Source organism: Salinibacter sp. (genome assembly GCF_036626415.1).
GTDB lineage: Bacteria > Bacteroidota > Rhodothermia > Rhodothermales > Salinibacteraceae > Salinibacter.
This window is the reverse complement of sequence record NZ_JAZKRW010000009.1, coordinates 25,586-44,186: the sequence shown is the minus strand read 5'-3', so window position 1 is coordinate 44,186 and position 18,601 is coordinate 25,586. Positions and strand designations below refer to the sequence as shown.

The 18,601-nt window shown below is 66.7% G+C and carries 19 protein-coding genes, 1 tRNA gene and 1 pseudogene; 14 read left to right on the top strand and 7 right to left on the bottom strand.

The annotated features are described in order from the left end of the window. Positions 1 to 413 (top strand): hypothetical protein (locus tag V5A20_RS02475; RefSeq protein WP_332326641.1); only part of this gene is annotated, 413 nt, incomplete at its 5' end. Positions 414 to 448: 35 nt separating this feature from the next. Next, positions 449 to 583, top strand: coding sequence for a hypothetical protein (locus V5A20_RS02470; protein WP_332315586.1), 135 nt, complete (start codon positions 449 to 451; stop codon positions 581 to 583). Positions 584 to 668: 85 nt separating this feature from the next. Here V5A20_RS02470 and V5A20_RS02465 read toward each other — a convergent pair. From V5A20_RS02465 to V5A20_RS02450, 4 genes are all read right to left on the bottom strand, one after another. Beyond that, positions 669 to 752, bottom strand: a tRNA-Leu gene (locus V5A20_RS02465). 93 nt (positions 753 to 845) lie between these two features. After that, on the bottom strand, positions 846 to 2,219 hold the full coding sequence (locus V5A20_RS02460; protein WP_332315585.1) for a dipeptidase: 1,374 nt from the start codon (positions 2,217 to 2,219) through the stop codon (positions 846 to 848). Positions 2,220 to 2,404: 185 nt separating this feature from the next. Beyond that, positions 2,405 to 3,148 carry an SAM-dependent methyltransferase gene (locus V5A20_RS02455; protein WP_332315584.1) on the bottom strand — a complete coding sequence of 248 codons (744 nt, stop codon included), beginning with the start codon at positions 3,146 to 3,148 and terminating at the stop codon, positions 2,405 to 2,407. A gap of 47 nt (positions 3,149 to 3,195) precedes the next feature. Then, complete coding sequence (locus V5A20_RS02450) at positions 3,196 to 4,437, bottom strand: 4-hydroxy-3-methylbut-2-enyl diphosphate reductase (RefSeq protein ID WP_332315583.1); 1,242 nt, start codon at positions 4,435 to 4,437, stop codon at positions 3,196 to 3,198. A 199-nt stretch (positions 4,438 to 4,636) separates the two neighbouring features. Here V5A20_RS02450 and V5A20_RS02445 point away from each other — a divergent pair, with 199 nt between their 5' ends. Beyond that, on the top strand, positions 4,637 to 5,692 hold the full coding sequence (locus V5A20_RS02445) for a hypothetical protein (protein WP_332326640.1): 1,056 nt from the start codon (positions 4,637 to 4,639) through the stop codon (positions 5,690 to 5,692). Positions 5,693 to 5,694: 2 nt separating this feature from the next. Here V5A20_RS02445 and V5A20_RS02440 read toward each other — a convergent pair whose 3' ends face one another. Beyond that, entirely contained in the window at positions 5,695 to 5,970 is a 276-nt protein-coding gene (locus V5A20_RS02440; protein ID WP_332315581.1) for a NifU N-terminal domain-containing protein, read from the bottom strand. Between the two features lie 178 nt (positions 5,971 to 6,148). Between V5A20_RS02440 and V5A20_RS02435 the strand changes: the two genes are divergently transcribed. From V5A20_RS02435 to V5A20_RS02385, 11 genes and pseudogenes are all read left to right on the top strand, one after another. Next, positions 6,149 to 6,670, top strand: a complete 522-nt coding sequence (locus V5A20_RS02435; RefSeq protein WP_332315580.1) for a phage holin family protein — start codon at positions 6,149 to 6,151, stop codon at positions 6,668 to 6,670. 60 nt (positions 6,671 to 6,730) lie between these two features. Continuing rightward, positions 6,731 to 7,252: a hypothetical protein gene (locus V5A20_RS02430; protein ID WP_332315579.1), complete on the top strand. Its 522-nt coding sequence runs from the start codon at positions 6,731 to 6,733 to the stop codon at positions 7,250 to 7,252. Between the two features lie 50 nt (positions 7,253 to 7,302). Continuing rightward, complete coding sequence (locus tag V5A20_RS02425) at positions 7,303 to 7,941, top strand: adenylate kinase (RefSeq protein WP_332315578.1); 639 nt, start codon at positions 7,303 to 7,305, stop codon at positions 7,939 to 7,941. Positions 7,942 to 7,992: 51 nt separating this feature from the next. Further along, positions 7,993 to 8,991 (top strand): polyprenyl synthetase family protein, encoded by a 999-nt coding sequence (locus V5A20_RS02420; RefSeq protein ID WP_332326639.1) that lies wholly within the window; start codon positions 7,993 to 7,995, stop codon positions 8,989 to 8,991. Between the two features lie 91 nt (positions 8,992 to 9,082). Further along, a complete protein-coding gene (locus tag V5A20_RS02415; protein WP_332315576.1) occupies positions 9,083 to 9,352 on the top strand; it encodes an HPr family phosphocarrier protein in 270 nt (89 codons plus the stop codon). A 65-nt stretch (positions 9,353 to 9,417) separates the two neighbouring features. Beyond that, the gene (ptsP, locus tag V5A20_RS02410; RefSeq protein ID WP_332326638.1) at positions 9,418 to 11,247 is read left to right on the top strand and encodes a phosphoenolpyruvate--protein phosphotransferase; all 1,830 of its coding nucleotides are present in this window, start codon (positions 9,418 to 9,420) and stop codon (positions 11,245 to 11,247) included. A gap of 88 nt (positions 11,248 to 11,335) precedes the next feature. After that, entirely contained in the window at positions 11,336 to 11,803 is a 468-nt protein-coding gene (locus V5A20_RS02405; RefSeq protein WP_332315574.1) for a GatB/YqeY domain-containing protein, read from the top strand. Between the two features lie 204 nt (positions 11,804 to 12,007). Continuing rightward, positions 12,008 to 12,601 (top strand): CvpA family protein, encoded by a 594-nt coding sequence (locus V5A20_RS02400; RefSeq protein WP_332326637.1) that lies wholly within the window; start codon positions 12,008 to 12,010, stop codon positions 12,599 to 12,601. 82 nt (positions 12,602 to 12,683) lie between these two features. Further along, complete coding sequence (locus V5A20_RS02395) at positions 12,684 to 13,115, top strand: hypothetical protein (protein ID WP_332315572.1); 432 nt, start codon at positions 12,684 to 12,686, stop codon at positions 13,113 to 13,115. Positions 13,116 to 13,208: 93 nt separating this feature from the next. Then, positions 13,209 to 16,124 (top strand): annotated as a pseudogene (locus V5A20_RS02390) (AAA family ATPase); the annotation flags it as partial. A 255-nt stretch (positions 16,125 to 16,379) separates the two neighbouring features. Beyond that, the gene (locus V5A20_RS02385) at positions 16,380 to 16,715 is read left to right on the top strand and encodes a MerR family transcriptional regulator (protein ID WP_332315570.1); all 336 of its coding nucleotides are present in this window, start codon (positions 16,380 to 16,382) and stop codon (positions 16,713 to 16,715) included. A gap of 183 nt (positions 16,716 to 16,898) precedes the next feature. Here V5A20_RS02385 and V5A20_RS02380 read toward each other — a convergent pair whose 3' ends face one another. Then, positions 16,899 to 17,546, bottom strand: coding sequence for a polysaccharide deacetylase family protein (locus tag V5A20_RS02380; protein WP_332326635.1), 648 nt, complete (start codon positions 17,544 to 17,546; stop codon positions 16,899 to 16,901). A gap of 53 nt (positions 17,547 to 17,599) precedes the next feature. Then, positions 17,600 to 18,601: a hypothetical protein gene (locus tag V5A20_RS02375; protein ID WP_332326634.1), complete on the bottom strand. Its 1,002-nt coding sequence runs from the start codon at positions 18,599 to 18,601 to the stop codon at positions 17,600 to 17,602.

The following is an 18,601-nucleotide window of genomic DNA, read 5'->3' as shown; positions in this document are numbered from 1 at the left end:
AGCGCCAACTCAATAGCGTCAGCTCAATGAGCGAAGCAAACAGCCCTTCCGATCATCAAGAGGAATCTGTTCGGGAAGAGCCCTCCGCCGAAGAGATGGTCGGTGTGTGGCACATCACCGGGATGGAGATGTGGGACGCAGACTACGTCAACATGGAGGCCCAGGCCTACATCCAAATTGAGAAGGGGGGCACCGGGGACGTCCAGTTTGGCTTGGTTACCGGGTCCATTGACGGATACGTTGAGGAGGCAGGCACCGACCCGCGGTTCACGTTCACGTGGGAGGGGCGTGGTGAAATGGACCCAGCGAGCGGAGGTGGGTGGCTGCGCCTTGCGGAGGAAAATCAGGCCCAGGGCATGATCACATTCCACAGGGGGGATCGGTCCCGATTTCAGGCCCGAAGAGCCTCTTGACGTCCAGAAACCGCTCGAAATGCCACTGAGAACCGATGGCCACCGCCTTCGACGACCACTCCCCGAACATCGATTGGGGAACTCAAAGCGGACGAGGACAGATTGAGGTTGACAAGAGCGGGTACCGCAGTTCGACGATCCGCGTCCTCAACATCGGCGAAATCCTGTGAGACGGAGACACCAGCAAAATAGAAAATGCCCCTGAACCGGCGTCTAGCGCCGCTCAGGGGCGTTTTTCTATCGGGGAAGAGCAGGTGCCCGAGGAGGGACTTGAACCCTCACGTCCTTGCGGACAACGGATTTTGAATCCGTCGCGTCTGCCAATTCCGCCACTCGGGCAGGAGGGGGCCAAACGGACATGATGGAGGGGCCGCTCGGCTGGCCCTTCGCTCAATTCATAGGGCAGCCCCTCGTTCCCACGTCCGGGCACGCTCAGGCCTCCATCTCGGCGTAGTGGTTGTGGAAACGAATAATGGCCTGAATGCCCTGCTGGAAACGGTCGAGGCCAAAGTGTTCGTTGGGGGAGTGGATCGCGTCGGAGTCGAGCCCAAAGCCCATGAGCACACTGTCGAGCCCCAGGTGCTGCTGGAAGTCCGCCACCACGGGGATCGTGCCGCCGTTGCGCACGAAGACGGGCTCGGTGCCGCGCACTTCGCCCATGGCCGTCTTGGCGGCCTGCATCGGCGGGGCAGACCGGTCGACGAGCACCGGATCCCCGCCGTGCAGCCGCCGCATCGAGAACTGCATCGTGTCCGGCACGGCCGCCTCCAGGTGGGCTTCCAGCTTGTCGTAAACGTCCTCCACCTGCTGGTCGGGCACGAGGCGCATCGAGAGCTTGGCGTGGGCCCGAGATGGGAGGACCGTTTTGGCGCCCTCATCGGTGTAGCCGCCCCAGATCCCGTTGACGTCCAGCGTGGGGCGGGCCGACAGGCATTCGAGCGTGGTGTAGTCGCCCTCCGTGCGGACGGCGTTGATGTCGAGGGCGTCCCGCCAGGACTGTTCGTCGAATGGAAGCTCGGCGTACGTCTTCCGCTCGGCCTCCGTCAGGTCCTGCACGTCGTCGTAGAAGCCGGGAATCGTGATGCGGTGATCGTCATCGTGAAGGCCCGCAAGAATGCGGCTGAGCGCATTGCACGGATTGTCCACGGCCCCGCCGAAGTTGCCGGAGTGGAGGTCGCGGTTGGGGCCTCGAAGCGTAATCTCGGCGTAGGCCAGCCCGCGCAGCCCATACGTGATGGACGGCGTGTCCGGCGAGAACATGGCCGTGTCAGAGATGAGCACGACGTCTCCGCCGAGCCGACTCCCGTTCGACTGGACGTACGCCCCCATGGCCATCGAGCCGGACTCCTCCTCGCCCTCGATGATGTATTTGAGGTTCACGGGCAGGTCTCCCTCCGCCGACAGGTACGCCTCGGCGGCCTTCACGTGCATGAACATCTGTCCCTTGTCGTCGCACGCCCCCCGAGCGTAGAGATTTCCGTCGTGCTGGGCCGGCTCGAAGGGGTCCGTGTCCCACTCCTCCAGGGGGTCCGGGGGTTGGACGTCGTAATGGCCGTAGACAACGACCGTAGGCTTCGCCGGATCGGTGATGTGCTCGGCGTAGACGAGGGGGTGGCCGTCGGTCGCAATGATCTCGGTGTGCTCCATCCCAATGCCGTCGAGGTGGTCGGCGAGCCACGCGGCGGCCCGCTCTACCTCGTCGTCATAGGCGGAGTCGGTGCTGACCGACGGGATGCGGAGAAGGGTCTTGAGTTCGTCGACGAACTGATCGGCGTGCGTCTCGGCGTAGGTGAGGGCGGTGTCCATGGAGGAGGGGTGTTGCGGAGAGCGGCGGTCGAAAGGCCGGACGCGAGGGCATTCCGGCCCGTGGATTCAAAGGGGGCGAAGATTTAGAAGAGCACCGAAGGGGAGGATACAGGAACGGCGGAAGCATGTCCAGCGGGGCGCCACACCGTTCTGAGTGTCGGCACCCCCGTCTCGCCGCCGGGCCGTCATGGGGCGTGCACGGCGTGCAGCAGGAGACGCGGGCTCTCGTCGGGGCTGTAGCGGCCCCCGTCGTAGTCCCCGAACAGCTCTACGACGTCGAGTCCCACCCGGGCGTACATCGCCGTCAAGTCGGACAGGGTGTAGAGGCGGACGCTTTCCTCGAAGGTGTCTGTCTGACCGTCGTGGTGGATGGTGATCGTTTTGTTTACGCGGCCGTCTTCAATCCAGCGGTCCTGGTAAATGGTGTGCCCGTCAGGGGTCTCGTGCTCGGAGGCGCCCAGCGACTCGGCAACGTAGGGCGCATTCAGGAAGTCCTGCAAGAACCAGCCGCCGGGACGGAGGGCCGTCGCCATGGCGTCGAGGGCACGCTCGTTCTCGGCATCCGTGTCGAAGTAGCCGAAGGAGGTAAACAGGTTGACGACCCCATCGGCACACCCGTCGCAGACCGGGGTGCGCATGTCGCCCACCTGAAAGGAAACGTGATCGGCGAGGCCGTTGTCGGCGGTTCGCGAGCGCGCCGCCGCGACGGCCTCCTCTGAGAGATCGAGGCCCGTCACGTGGTAGCCGCGCCGGGCGAGGACACGGGCGTGGCGGCCCCGGCCACAGCCGATGTCGAGAATGTGGGCCCGGGGGGATGGGGCGACTTCTCGCTCGATCAGGTCCACCACCCGCTCGGCCTCTGTCTCGTCCCGGTGATCGTACACGTGCGTGTACGCATCGCTCCAGAACCAGTCTTCGTACCAGGCCATAGTGGGAGAAGATGGGGCCGAGGGGACAAAACGGCGTGACAACGGGCCTAGTCGTCGCCAAGGGCCTCCTCGTAGGGAGAGATGACCTCTTCCACAGGGCGCGCGTCCGGATACCAGCTTACAATCTTGCGGACGACTTCGTCGAGCAGCGCGTCGGGGCACGAGGCCCCAGACGTAAGAAGCACGTCGACCGGGGGATCGTCGGCGGGAAACCAGTCTTCCGTCGATACCTCCTCCTGGACGTGCACGTCGAAGTGTTGAATCTCGGATGGGGCGTCGAACTCCTCGGCGTCCCGGATGAAGTAGGTGGGCATGTGCTCCTCGCACAGTTCCACGAGGTGGCTGGTGTTCGACGAATTGTAGCCCCCGACGATGATCCCAAGGTCGGCCCCGTCTTCGATGAGGGCCTGCGTCGCATTCTGGTTTTCCGTGGTGGCGTAGCAGAGCGTGTCGCTCGTGTCGGCGAAGTGCTCCTCCACGTCGGCCTCGCCGTAGCGGTCGGTCAGCGCGTCCCGCATGAGGTCGGCAATCGCGGCGGTCTCCTCTGCCAGCATGGTCGTCTGATTCACCACGCCGAGCCGGCGGAGGTCGGTCTCGGGGTCGAAGTCCTCCGAGTACTTGTCCTCGAAGTAGTCGTAGAAAAACGCGGTGTCCTTCTCGCCCCGGATCACCTTTGCCAGCTCTTGGGCCTCGTCCATGTCGCGCACGACGACCACCGGGCCGTCCTCCTTGGCATGGGAAAAGGTTGCGCGCGTCTCCTCGTGGTAGCGCTTGCCGTGGACCACAATCGAGTAATCGTCGTCCCCAATCTGGGCACTCTTGCGCCACACCTTTTCGACAAACGGGCAGGTCGTGTCGTACGCCTCGGTGTCGACGCCCTGCCGTTCGAGCTCCTGCTCCACCTCCAGCGTGGTGCCAAAGGCAGGAACGATGACCACATCGTCAGGCCCCAGTTCGTCGAAGGGGATCAGCTGCTCGCCCTTCGTGGTGCGCAGAAACTGGATGCCCCGTTCCCGAAGGTCATCGTTCACGTGGGGGTTGTGGATCATCTCCGAGAGCAGAAAGATCCGCTTGTCAGGGTTTTCCTCTAGGGCCTCGTAGGCGATCTCGATGGCCTGCTCGACCCCAAAGCAAAACCCGAAGTGTCGGGCGATCTTGAAGCGCACCGGACCGAAATCGATCACCGAAGGCTCAAGGTCTTTCTTGCGCGGATCGGTGGCCTGCCGCGCGTCCTTCACCGTTGAGATGATCGGACTCTCGTAGAAGGTCGGGACGTCAAACTGTCGCATGGGCACATGGGCATCGCGGGAGAGAGCGCACATTCCGTCCGGTCGTACGAGAGGGGGCCGGCGGTGATTCGGACGGGGCAAATGTGGAGGGCATGAAGGAGGAACAACCGGACGTGGGGTGCGCATGAGTGGCGAACCGTCCGCCCGATCTCATTCGGGGGGGCGGAGCGCAGCCTCTTTCCCGTCCGTGTACGCACCCGTGAGCACCCCCCAAGCCCGCATCGAGGCCATTGCCAACGCCGCCGCGGAGTGGCGAGAGCCGGACCATCCGCCCCGCAAGTCGGCTGTTGCCGACACCCTCCAAGCCCCCAACCGCTGGACGGAGGAGGCGCTCGACCATGCCCTCAACCGGTGGATGCAGCGCCTCACGCCGGAGGCCCTTGCCGATTGGCTCGGCGACGGGGCCCCTGAGACCCCGACAACCGTGGGGGTTTTGCACGGACCCTCCGGGCCGCTCGTGGGGCTCCGAGACGCTGTGGCGGTGTGGGCCGAAGGGCATGCGTATCTCGGGCACACGGCGAAGGCCTCGCCCGCCCTGCTTCCGGCCTTTTCGCGGGCCGTCGTGGACCGGGCCGACAACATTGACGCGGAGTTTGTTGGAAAAGAGCCACTCCTTGAGCGTGCCACCGCCGTGATGGCGCAGCCCGCCCGAGAGGGGGCCGACGCGGTCCACGAGGCGTGCGACGCCCACGGCATTGCTCCGGAGCATCGGCTCGTGCGCCCGTCGCAGGTCGTCGTGGCGGTTCTCGATGGACACGAGGGCGACGACGCTCAGGGGGGGCTGGCGGAGGACGCGCTGCTCTATGACGGCGGCGGGCACCGGCGGCTCGCACTCCTGTGGGCCCCGGTCGATCTGCCACCAGACCCGTACCTCGAGGCGATGGCGCGCTTTCGGGGCGTCTTCCCGGCGCACGAAGACACGCCGGGGGCCCTCCAGATGCAGAAGGCGTTTCTCGAGGCCCGCGACGCGCCCCACGCTCACGCCGAAGGGCTCGAGTTTCTAATGAGTCGGGGCGAACCAGACGTGCCGAGTCCCGAGGGGCACATCCGGTGGACGGAGTATGAAGACCTCGATACGGTGGCCCAATGGATTGAAGGGCACCGATCGGCCCTCGCTGCCGTCGTGGCCCGGAAGCCGCTACACGACCAGCTGCCCGAGGCCTGGCCCCTCCGCACCCCGGGCGATCTCCATCTCCCCCCCCTCATGGACGAGTCGGGGCATGCCATCGTGGACGTTCTCCGGGCCCTGCGCTGACGCTACCGCGCCTCCAGGTGGTCGGCCAGAATGGCCTCCACGTCCGGCTTCACGTGGCTCCAGTCCACGGTGGGGGCTTTCGATACGGTGACAAACTGGGGCGTGATGAACACGTCGTCCACGCCCGAGACCGAAAACAAGCGGTGAGCAAGCGGGTCGCCGTCGGCCTCCTCCGCCGACGAGTACGCGGCCATGCCGTCGTCGACGAACGGCCCCTCGTCTGTCGTGAACTTGAGGCTGTTCGGGTTCGGAGTGGGTTCCGCCTGGGGGGTGGCCATGGGCGTGCCGGAGCTAAGGTTGAAGGAGACGCAACTGTTTCCGGAAAACGCGAGGCATACGGGCGAGTTCACGACGGAACGACCGCCGGGGTTGTACGGTGAATTCACTTGCGTCTTCCGAAAAATATGGTATTTTGCGGCCCTTCACCTGTCACCCCTGTACTGCTCTGATTAGGTCATGGAGTCCCTTGACGACCGACCGTCGGCCCCGAATGCCGAACGTCCTGTGGAAGACGCGCCCGAGGGCGGCAAGGTGCGTCGCATCGCGGCCCACACGCAGGGGCTCTTCGCGGATCTGCGGGAGTGGATGGACCTGCGGGTCGACCTCGCGATTTTGGAGATGGAGGAGCGGCTCGACGCGTTCAAGAACGACCTGGCCCTCGGGCTCACGGTCGCCGTGTTCGCCTTCTTCGCCGCGTTCTTTTCGTTGACGACTGTGGCGCTGGGGGTCGGATGGCTGCTCGGGCACCCGTTCTGGGGCTTTCTTGCGGTATCGGTGGCGCTCCTCCTGATCATCGTGGCCCTGCGTGTGATGAAACCTGCCCTGATGCCGCCGTCCAACCTGCTGGACTCCCTCCGCGGAGAGCGGGCCGCACCGGACGAAGGGCCCTCGGCCCGTCCTGCCTCGGCCGCGGTGGATGAAGAGGACGCCGCCCAGCCGCGCGCGTCCACCTCCTCCACATCCAGCGTGGAGACGTAGTGGGGGCCTGGGCGCCCGCGGGCTCTTTTCGATCACTCTGTTCTACGCTCCCCTTTCCCCATGGACTCGGACTCAACCAGAGCGGACGTGGAGGCGCGCCTCCGAGAAACGGCGGACGCCATGGCCGATCGCTTTGACTCGCTTCAGGAGGAGGTGTCCACCACCGGGACCTCGCTGCGCGACTGGATTGTTCAGAACCCCCTGAAGAGCGTCGGCGGCATGCTGGCAGCCGGCGTGGCGGTGGGGGCGCTCTTCGGCGGCGGCCGCTCGCGACGCCCCGAGCACGCGGAGCTCTTGGATCAATACATCGACGCACTCCGCACGGAGGTCGAAGAGGCGATGGCGACGGGCGATACGCCGGGCGAGGCGGTAGAAAAGGCGCTGCGAGGGCGCGCCCCCCTCGTGGTATACCGGGGAGACGAGGAGACGTCGTCGACGGCCTCCGGTTCCGGCGGCAGTTTCCTGGGCGACAGCCTCGGCTTCGTGGTGCGCCTCGTGGCCCGCGAGGTGATTCGCGATCAGATCTTCTCTTGGCTCGGGGACACCGACGCGGAGGGGCTCGACGAGGAATTGTTTGAGTGAGGGGCAGGCCTCCGTTTCCGACCGCTTTTTTGCACGACCAACCGACACACATGCGATTGATTATCTTTGGCCCTCCGGGGGCTGGCAAAGGCACGCAGGCGGGACTGCTGGGCGAGCGCCACGGGATCACCCAGATCTCGACCGGGGACATCCTTCGAGACGCCATGGCCCAGGAGACCGAGCTGGGCAAGAAGGCAAAATCCTACATCGATGCGGGCGACTTGGTGCCAGATGCTCTGGTCCGAGACCTCGCGGAACAGGCCATCGCGGACGAGGGCTACGACGACTTCGTGCTCGACGGGTACCCACGCACCGATCAGCAGGCCGAATGGCTGACCGAATTCTTGGACGAAAATGGGACCCCGCTCGACGCCGTCCTCAGCATGGAGGTCCCCGACGACGCGCTCGTCCGCCGACTGAGCCGGCGCCGGGTCCACGACGAAACGGGAGAAACCTATCACCTGGACCACGACCCGCCGCCCGAAGACGTGGATCCCGACCTCATCGTCCAGCGCTCCGACGATGAGCCAGAGACCATCCGAAACCGGCTCGAGGTGTACCGGGAGGAGACCGAGCCGCTGGCGGCATACTACGAGGACCGTGACCTGCTCGTCTCGGTCGATGGGACCGGCGAAATTGAGGAGGTGTTTGGGCGCATCGAAGAGGCGCTCGACGCCCTCGAGCGCTAGGGCGTCCGCTGGATGGCTCCGCTGAGCACACTGGTCGACTTCCACTGTCTGATGGCTCCCTCTACAAAACGTGTGTCGTCCGAGGAGCACGTAGCGGCGCTGCGGACGCGCATCGACGACGCTCTGCCCCGGGTGGTCGACGGCCGATCGCCCGCCTCCCTCTACGACGCCGTGGAGCACGTACTGCGGGCCGGGGGGAAGCGGGTGCGCCCCATTTTGCTCCTCCTGGTGGCCGAGGCGTACGGCGCGTCCGTCGACCGGGCCCTGCCGGCCGCCCTCGCCGTGGAGGTCTTTCACAACTTCACGCTCGTGCACGACGACCTGATGGACGAGGACGACGAACGGCGGGGCGGGGCGACGGTGCACGTGAAGTGGGACCCCGGCACGGCGGTCCTCGCAGGGGACCTCATGATGGGCTTGTCCTACGACCTTCTGGGCCAGGTCGACGGGGCGGACGTGGAGGCGCTTCATGCGGTCTACCACCCCATGGTGGAAAGGCTCTGCGCCGGGCAGGCCCTCGATGCCTCGTTTGAGACCGAGGAGGCAGTCACCGTGGCGTCGTACCTGGACATGATCGACCAAAAAACTGGAGCGCTTCTGTCGGCGGCCTTCGAGCTGGGCAGCGTCCTCGGGGGGGCACCGGCATCGGAGCGCGCCCGCCTCGGCACGGCGGGGCGGCTCGTGGGACGGGCCTTTCAGATTCAGGACGACCTGCTCGACCTCATCGCCGACGACGAGGAGTGGGGCCGTGGGGTGGGGGGCGACCTCGTGCAGGGCAAAAAAACGTTCTTGACCCTGCGGGCGCTGGAACGGGCCGAGGGGGAGGAGCACGCCTGGTTCGCCCGCCTGGTGACCGACGGAGGCCTGCCCCGAGCGGACGTGCCCGAGGCCCGCGACCGGATGGCCGACCTTGGCATTTTTGAGGAGGCCCGGGCGGCCGTCCGCACCTACACCGAACAGGCCCACGACCATCTGGACCCCCTTCCGGACACGGCCGCGACCGAGGCGCTTCACTGGCTCCTCGATCGCCTGCAGGCCCGCGAATATTGATTCAGGTCGGGGCTGCGCTGCCCTGTCCGCCGCCGAACTCTGACTGGATGTCGACGTGCGGATCGCCCCCGTCGCCCCGCTTTCACCGCCCATGATTGAGCGTACGGTCACCATCCGCAATCGGGCCGGCCTGCATACGCGGCCCGCATCGATGCTCGTCAAGACCGCGTCTCGGTTTGACGCGGAGGTATACCTGCGTCGAGACAACTACGAGATCAACGGAAAAAGTGTCATCGGGGTCATGACCCTGGCCGCCGAGCAGGGCGCGACGTTAACGCTCGTCGTGGACGGGACAGACGAGACGGAAGCCGCCGACGCGCTCGAGGCGCTGTTCGAAGATGGGTTTGGGGAAGAGATGTAGGCCGTCTGTCCCGGCGCAGGACCGGGCTCCGTGCAAGCCGCCGACACCGCCCAATTATTGCTGTTATGGACGAACCGTCTACGGACGTGCCGGGCGACGACGAACGCATCATCGAGGGCACGGGCGCAGCGCCCGGCGTTGCCGTGGGGACTGCGTACCGTCACGAGGCGTCTGCACCGCGCGTGCATCATGGTGCCATCGCGCCGGATGAAGTAGACGCGGAGCTGGACCGCCTGGCCAACGCCGTGCAACGGGCCGAGCAGGAGCTGGAGACGGTTCGCACGCTGGCCCCGGACGCCCTGGCGGCGGACACCGATGCCATCTTTGAGGCACAGGCCCTGATGCTGCGCGACGAAGATGTCCTCCAGGCCATCCGGCAGCGGATTCGGGAGGAGAAGGAACCGGCGGGGACGGCGGTGCAAGAGGTGTTGGGGGCCCATCGAGAGCGCCTCGAAGAAAGCGACGACGCGCAGCTACGCACCGGGGCCGACGACCTTCTAGAGGTGGAGCAGCGACTGCTTCGGGCCCTGCGCCGGAGCACCACGATGGCTCACATTGGTGCTCAGTCGGTAGTGGTGGCTGAGGACCTGACGGCCACAGACCTCCTTCGCTTTCGTCAGCACGATCTGTTGGGCGCGGCCTCCGCCCAAGGCGGCCCCGCCTCTCACGCGGCCATCGTCGCCCGGGCGCTTGGGCTCCCGTTCCTCGTCGGGGCCGGGGAGGCGCTCCAGGCGGTGGCGTCGGGGGAGCGGGTTATCGTCGATGGGACCGAGGGCCGCCTGGTCGTTCAGCCCCGGGCCGCCACCGTCGAGGAGTATCGGCAGCGGTCGGCCGACACATCGCCGCCGATGGGGAGGGGGACGGAGAAGACGGGTCGTCCCCTTCAAACCACCGACGGCCATCCAGTGACGCTTCGGGCCAACGTGGGGCTGGAGGCGGAGCTCGACCGTCTCCGGTCTGGACCCGGGGACGGCATTGGGCTTCTCCGCACCGAGTTGTTTCTGCGGGCAAAGGGCGATCCGCGAGCGGTCCCCGAAGAGCAGCAGGTGGAGCTGTACCGAACCGCTGCGGAGGCTGCTGGAAGTGCAGGGGCGACCATTCGCCTCCTGGATTTGGGAGACAAGGACCGGGGGCCGGGCCGGGCTGCGGGGGCGCCCGAGAACGATCCAGTCTGGGGGTGGCGAGGCCTGCGCATGCTTCTGGACCGGCCCGATGAGCTCCTGCGCCCGCAGCTGCGGGCCCTCCTGCGGGCCAACCAGGAAGGCGTGCTTCGGGTCCTGCTCCCGATGGTCACGGACGTCGCGGAGGTGCGACGCGTGCGGCAGGTGATGGACGAGGAGAGCGATCGCCTCACAGAAGACGGCGTGCCCCACGACTCCAACCTTCCCCTCGGCATAATGGTAGAGGTGCCCGCCGCGGCCCTGCAGGCCCCTGCCTTCACCGAGCTTGTGGACTTCTTTTCTGTCGGCACCAATGACCTTACGCAGTATGTCCTGGCGGCGGATCGAGGCAGCGGCCGGTCCACTGTGCGGCACGATGCGCTGCACCCAGCCGTTCTTGGGCTGATTCTGCGCGTCGTGGAGGCGGGCCGGATGTCTGGCTGTCCGGTCGAAGTCTGTGGGGAAATTGCGGGCGATGTGCAGGCGGTGCCGGTGCTCCTGGGGCTTGGGGTCGACACCCTCAGCGTCTCGCTCCCGTCGCTCCCCGGGGTTCGCCGGATCATCCGGTCGGTCGGGTACGACGCGGCCAAGGCCCTCGCCCGCGACGTCCTGCAAGCGGACGACGCACAGGCGGTGCGCCGCCGCGCCCGAGCCTGGATCGACACCCATCTGTCGCCGGCCGAGACGGCCGGCTCGCAGGACGAGAACGCCCGGGACCCGACTGCCTCCGATTGATAATGTGCGGCGGCGCCAAGATCACGTCGGGTTCGTTCGGGCCCCCTCGTCTGTCACGACTCTTCCCGTCACTTCCAATTTCAAGACCATGTCCGACTCCATCCTCGACCGCGTAAAGGAAGACCTCACCGATGCCATGAAGGCGCAGGACGACGTGCGTCGGCGGTCCCTGCGCTCCCTCCGGGCGGCCCTCGCCAACAAAGAGATCGAACAGCGCCAGGGGGGCGACGAAGAGACCCTCAGTGCGCAGGAGGAACTGGCGGTCGTTCAGAAACAGGTGAAGCAGCGCCGTGACTCGATCGAGCAGTACGAAGAGGCCGGGCGGGACGACCTGGCGCAGAAAGAGCGGGCGGAAATCGAGGTCCTCGAGACGTATCTGCCGGACCGACTGAGCGACACCGAACTGGCCGAACGCCTCGACGCCATCATCGACGATGTGGGGGCCACCTCGATGGCCGACATGGGGCCGGTCATGGGACGTGCCATGGACGAGCTGCGTGGGCGGGTGGACGGCAATCGCGTGCGAGAGATGGTGCAAGACCGCCTCTCGGGCTAATTTTGTCTTTGGGGGCCTCCCCCAGAGAGGCCGAGGGGAACATGAAGGCCCCTGCGCCTGGAGCCTGTTTTCTCGCCCCTCAGGCCAGGTCGGGCTTCGGTGCTCCGCACGGTGAACCATATCGCCGCAGACCGCTTTACATCGCTGCACTTTTTCTTCATCTTTTGGGCGCGGTCCCACATCCAGTGCACCGGCGGTGTTGACATGCTGACTCTGCTCGACTGGTTCATTCTTCTCATTCTTCTCGCGGGACTGATCCGCGGGTATCTGGTGGGGGCCGTGCGTCAGGTGGCCAGCCTGCTTGGGCTCGTGGTCGCGCTTCTTTTTTCCGTAGAGTTTATGGGAGCGATGGGGACGCTCATCGTGGAAAGCCTGGGCCTTGCGTCGTCTGTCGCCCCACTCGCCGGGTTCACAGTGCTGTTTCTAGGGGTGTACCTTCTGTTTCTCGTCCTGGCCCGACTTCTGGAGCAGCTATTCGACACCCTGTCCCTCTCGGTTCTGAACCGGGCCGCTGGAGGAGCGGTCGGCGGGGTGAAGGCCGCGCTGCTCCTGAGCCTCCTCTTTCTGGTGCTTGCGGGCCTGGAGCTTCCGGAGGAGGAGACGCGGAACGACTCGGCTCTCTACCGCCCAGTCGCACAGCTCCTGCCCGAGACGATCGAGGCGACTGAGGACTGGTTCCCGGCGGCCAAGCGAGCGGCCGACCAGCTGGGGCGCCAGGTGCGGTCTCGGGTGGACCCTGTGCCTGGATCGTCTGAGCCCGAGGGGGAGCGGTCGAGCCCGTATTCCGACGTTTGGTGAGCCGCCCGGTCCGCCCCAGGAAGAGCCCTGTACTGCCCGATCACAGCTGCCACGTGCACCGCAATCAAATCGGCCCGTTCCTATGCCCGTACTCGGAAGCGACATCTCCATCGACCTCCACATTGTCGGGGACGTTGAGCTCGACACCATCCGTGGCCTCGTGCAGGAAAACGGACGCCTCCGTCCGGGGCTTGCAGGGGACCTGCAGCGGGCCATCGAGGACACGGCCCGTGAGGTCCTGGAGGGGGCAGGGACGGACGACTATACCCTGACCGTTGACCTGAACCTCGTGCGGGACCGGGTGCCGGGGGCGCCCCGCCAGCGGGTGGAGGCGGACCTGAACGTTGAGGGCGATCGTTCCGCCCTGGCCGCGGCAGACGATGCCCTGGATGCCCCGGAGCGGGCCCAAATTGCCGACGCGGCGGAGGCCGAGCTCAACGACCGCCTGCGGAAAAAGGAGTTGACCGACGTGGTGGACGCGACCGTCATCGTGACGCCCGTGGAATTTCGGTGAGGCGGGAGGGCCCGGAAACAGCGCGGGCGCATCGGGAATTTCCCGTAGCCCCCATTGGTTCTTCTTCTTGTCCGCGCTTGTTCGTTCCCGCGCATGATCCCGGTTCGTCTGGAGCTGAAAAACTTCTTGAGCTACGGCACGGAGGCCCCGTCTCTCGAGTTCGACCACTTCGACGTGGCCTGCTTGTCCGGGGGCAACGGGGAGGGCAAGTCGGCCCTGCTTGATGCGATGACGTGGGCCGTCTGGGGAGAGGCGCGCAAGTCGAGCGGCCGGCGCAAGCCCGACGAGGAGCTGATCCGGATTGGGACGCGACACATGCAGGTGTCGTTCACGTTCGACCTGGAAGACGCGCGCTACCGGGTGGTGCGCTCTTTCTCGCGCTCGGAAACGGGGAAGACCACCTCGTCCGACCTCGAGTTTCAGCTCAGCGACGCCGCGGGCGCGGAGTACCGTCCGCTGACGGGCGCCACCCAGCGCGAGACGCAGGCGCGCATCGAGGACACCCTGGGGCTGGACTACGACACGTTCATCAACTCGGCGTTCCTGCTGCAGGGCCGCTCCGACGAGTTTACGCAGAAGCGCCCCAGCCAGCGCAAGGAGATCCTCACCCGCATTCTCAACCTCAGCCGATACGAGGCCCTCGAGGACCGGGCCCGAGACCACTGGCGCGAGGCGAAAGAGCGGCAGCAGCGGGCCGCAGCGGAGGTGGAGCGCCTAGAGCAGGCCCTGGAGGACGTGCCGGACTGGGAGACGGAGCGCGAGGCCGTCCAGGCAGACATCGAGGCGCAGGCAGAGACCGTCGCCGACCTCCGCGACACGGAGAAGGCGCTGGCTCAAGAGCGGGCCGCCCTGGAGGCGACCGCCCGAGAGGTGGACTCCATCCGCGAATCGATTGCGGGTCTGGACGACCGCATCGAGGAGCACGCCGAGGAGATCGAGGCCCTCACGGGGCGCATTGAGGAGGCCGAGGCGCTTTTAGAAGACCGCACGGCCATCGCGGAGGCCTACGACGAGCATCAGGCCCTCGTAGAAGAGCGAGACGCGCTCGAGCAAATGCGCGAACGGCACCGCGCCGTTAAGCACGCGCTCGACGAAAAGTCGTCCGCCCTGCAGGAGCGACGCAACGACGTAGCGCGTCGCCTGGAGCGGTTGAGGGCCGAGCGGGCTGGGATCGAAGAGTCGCTGGCGGACTGCCGAGAGACCCTCACCCAGCGGGCCGAGGTGGAGACCCACCTGCGGCGGGCCCAGGCGGCCCGGCAGCGGGTGCCCGAGCGGAAGCGCGTGCGCCGGCGCCGGGACCAGCTGGAGCAGCGGAAGGCCGAGGCACGAGAGGCGATCGTGGGGGCCCGGCAGCAGCTTCGGGGCGAGATTGAAACCCTCCAGGCGCAGATCGAGGAGGAGGCCGAGGCCCTGGATCAGAAAGAGACGATTGAGGCGCGCATCGACGCGCTGCGCTCCAAGCGGGAGACGCGAAAGGCCCTGGATGAACGCATGGTGGAGGTCGAAAAGAAAGGGACCGCCCTGTCGCAGGCTGTGCAAGAGCAGGCGGGGCAGCTGGAAGCGCTGCGGAACGAACGCGAGCGAGAGGCCGAGGAGCTCCAGCGGTTTCGGGACGCCGACGGAGACGTGTGCCCGACCTGCGGGACTGAACTAACCGATGCCCACCGGGAGGAGGCGACGGCCACGCTCCAGGGGCACATCGACGAGCTTGACACGGCCATCGAGTCGGCGCAGGCGCGCCTGGACGAGGAAAAAGAGCGCCGGGCCAAACTGCGACGGACGTACCGCCGGCTTGCGGAGAAGCGGGAGGCGCTGGACGACGTGGGCGAGGCCCTCGCCACGGCCCAGGAGCAGAAGCGGTCGCTGGAAGAGACGGCGGAGGCGCTCGCGGCCCATCGCGAGAAGGCCGAGCGTCTCGGCCAGCGCCTCACAGAAGGACGTTACGCCGAGGGGGCGCGGCGGCGCTGGCAGGCCTGCAAACAGCGCCTCGCGGGCGTCGAGGTCGATGCGGACGCGTTTGAGGCCCTTCAGAACCGGGCGGCCCAGTTCGACCGGTACGCAGATCGGCTGCACGAGATCGAACGGGCGGCGGCGCGGCGCGAGGAGCTGACGCAGACGCTGAACGAGCGGGACGAGAAGATTGAGCAGCTTCGAGCGGCCCTGGAAGAAGACCGGGTGGCCGAGGACCTCCGGGCGGACATGGAGGACCTTCGAGAACAGATGGAGGCCCTTGATTTCGACCCGGACCGCTTTCAAGAAATTCGGGAGCGACTGCAGGAGCTAGACGACGTGCCGGACCGCCACAACGCCCTCGTCAACGCCCAGGAACACCGCAGCGAATGGGAGGAGCAGCGTGCTCGGGTGCGGACCCGGATGGAAGAGGCCGAGGCGGAGAAGGAGGCCTTGGAGGAACGCCTCGCAGAGTGCGAGTCGGCCTTGGCGGACAAGCCCGATGTGATCGCCGAGCAGGAGGCGGTATCCGAGCGGGTGGAGGCCGAAGAGGATGTGCTCAACGACTTGCAGCAGCGCCTTGGCAAGCTCGACGCCCAGCTAGAACAGGCCGCGGCGGACCGGGAGGCCCTGGAGGAGGCCCAGGAAGAGCGACAGGACGCCGTCGCCGACCGGCAGCGATACAAGCACCTCCGCGCCGCCTTCGGCAAGCACGGCATCCCGTCGCTTATCATCGAAGAGACGCTCCCCGACATCGAGGAGCGCGCGAATCACATCCTGGACCGGCTCACCGACGGCCGGATGCACGTGCGGCTGGAGACCCTGAAGGAGAAGAAAAGCGGCGGCACGAAGGAAACCCTCGAAATTATCATCACCGACGAGCACGGCGCCCCGCGGCCCTACGAGACGTACTCGGGCGGCGAGAGCTTTCGGGTGAACTTTGCCCTCCGCGTCGCCCTGGCCCAACTGCTGGCCGAGCGCAGCGGCGTGCGAGTGCGCACCCTGGTGATCGACGAAGGGTTCGGGACCCAGGACGAGGCCGGGATCGAGCGGCTCGTGGAGGCGATCCAGGCGATCCGCGAGGATTTTGCCAAAATCCTCGTCATCACCCACCTCGAACGGCTCAAGCGGGCGTTCCCGGTGCGCATTGAGGTTGAGAAGGACCCCTCCGTGGGCTCCACGTTCGAACTCGTCGGGGCGTAGCCCGAGCGTCGAAAACCGGCTCGACGGCCGATCTGCCGAACGGTGAAGGCGCGGTGACGTACAGCCCTACATCTGTTTTGCCCACGCCCTTTTTGCTGAGCACGCAAGCCCATGCCTGAGGACGAAATCGAGAAGCTCTACTACTCGATCGGGGAGGTTGGCGAGATCGTTGACCAGGAGCCCCACGTCCTTCGATACTGGGAGCAGGAGTTTGAGGTCTTGAGTCCCCGAAAGAACCGGGCCGGGCGGCGCGTCTACACGGAGGAGGACGTGGCGACGGTCGAGCGCATCCGTCATCTTCTGAAGGAGGAGAAGTACACGATCGAGGGCGCGCGGCAGGCCATCGCCCGGAGAGACGCGAGCACGGAGCCCGAGGGCGACCTCGAAGACGATTTGGAGGCCCTCCGCTCATTCCTTGTCGAGCTCCGCGAGCAGTTGGAGGAGTAGCCCTTGGCCGCATGCTGTGCTTTGAGCGGAAAAACAGGGCCCTCGGCGTGGGCTGAGGGGCCCCGTTCTGGAGGGCCCGGCACGGGTCTGTCGAAAGAGTGAAACGGACCCGCCATGCTCTGTCACGGATTTCTTCCGCCCATGCCGTCCGTGAAGTCGAAGGGGCGCCGCCCTTGAGGGCCCTCAGAGCGCGTCGAATGTCCACCCCTCGGCGGAGAGTGTGCTGAGAATGGTGTCCAGGGCCGGAAGGGTCACGTCCTCACAGATGGGGTTGTCGTGGAGGACGATCACGGAGCCGGGGCGCACGTGGCGGGCCACGAAATTTGCCACCCGGCGAGCCTGCGCCGTTTTCAGGTAGTCGCCCGGCATTACGTCCCACATCACCATCCGCTGGTTCTGCGCCGCACACCACTGGCGGAGGGCCTGCGTGGGATGGCCGTAGGGCGGGCGGAGCGCGCGGATCCGAGTGTCCGTGAGAGCCCGCAGCCGCCGCGTGGTGCGGACGAGTTCGTTCTGCAGCCGCTCGTGGGGCACAGACCACGGGTCGACGTGCGTGTAGGTATGGTTGCCGACCCGGTGGCCGGCCCGCACGATTTCCCGGGTCCGGTCCGGGTGGTCGTCCGCATGTTGGCCGACGAGAAAGTGGGTGGCCTGCGCGTTGTATTGCGCAAGCAGGTCGAGCAGGTCGTCCGTAAGCTCCTCGGTGGGGCCGTCGTCAAACGTGAGGTACGCGGTGTTGGCCTCCGCCCCCACCCGCCAGAGGAGGTCCGGAAAGAACCGGTGGAAGGGGCGAAGGCCGTGGGTGGCGAGGTAGGGAACGAGAACGCGCATTGCGGAGGGTGTGCGATCGGAGTCGATTCACAAGTCAGGCGAACGGGGCATTTCTATACTTCCGCGGTTGTCCCGGCGGGGCTTCTCTCCCTGAGGGATGTCATCAAGGCCCATCCGCCCGCGACAGGAATTGAGACCATAAGCATCAGAACGGTCGCGACGATGGATCGGAGCAGGCGGCGCTCCCCGAAGTGGGACGCGGCGGGAAGGGTGAGCAGCACGTCCGCGCCCATCTTGCCGAGGAGGGCGACAAGGATGGGTTGCCGCCAGGCCGGCAGGGCAACGGCAATGGCACTGCAGGCAAGCAGCACGGCATTGACCCCCCAGAGCCCCACCGCCTGGGCCTGCACGAACCGGGACGGTGAGCGGAGCGCGTGGTGGAACCGCTCGGCCTGCCTGCGGAGGAGGTCGACGAATGAGCCGGCGGCGGGGCGCGTCACGGCGGCCTGCAGCGCGGGACTGAAGGTAGACGGGGCGGACGAGGAAGGGCCCCGTGGCGCAGACCCCTCAGAAGGGGAGGGAGCCGAGGGGCGGGCGTCGGCGTCGAGGGCCCGGTTCGCCGTGCCGGGGCCGATGGGCAGGCCCAAGTGCGCAGCCCCGCCCAGAAGCGTCAGGCGGCCCATATGTTGCAGGGCTTCGAGCCGGGGCAGAAACAGGTCGTCGTGCTCTACCAGCGTGGGGCCGACCACGACCGAGGCATCGGCCCGGCACTGCCGCACCATCGAACGGGGCCACCCGGGCGGGACCTCGGCCCCGGGGGGGAGCGTCAGGATCACGTGGTCCGAGGCGGGGGCACTGCCGCCCGCCTTCGCAGTGGAGGCGTCAGGTCGCGCGACCTCGACGCGGTCCATCGGATACTCACACGACTCTAGGGCGTCTCGGAGGCGTGCCGCGTCCGCCCCCTGGCGAGGAACGACCGTCACGGGGGGCCACTCTGTGGGCGCGCTCGGCAGAGAGCGACGCCGGATGGCGCCAAAGCCCAGCGCCGCGGCCCCTGCCCCGAGCGCGTACGCTCCGACGAGGACGAAAAGAGTTGTAAGGACGACGGACGGCAT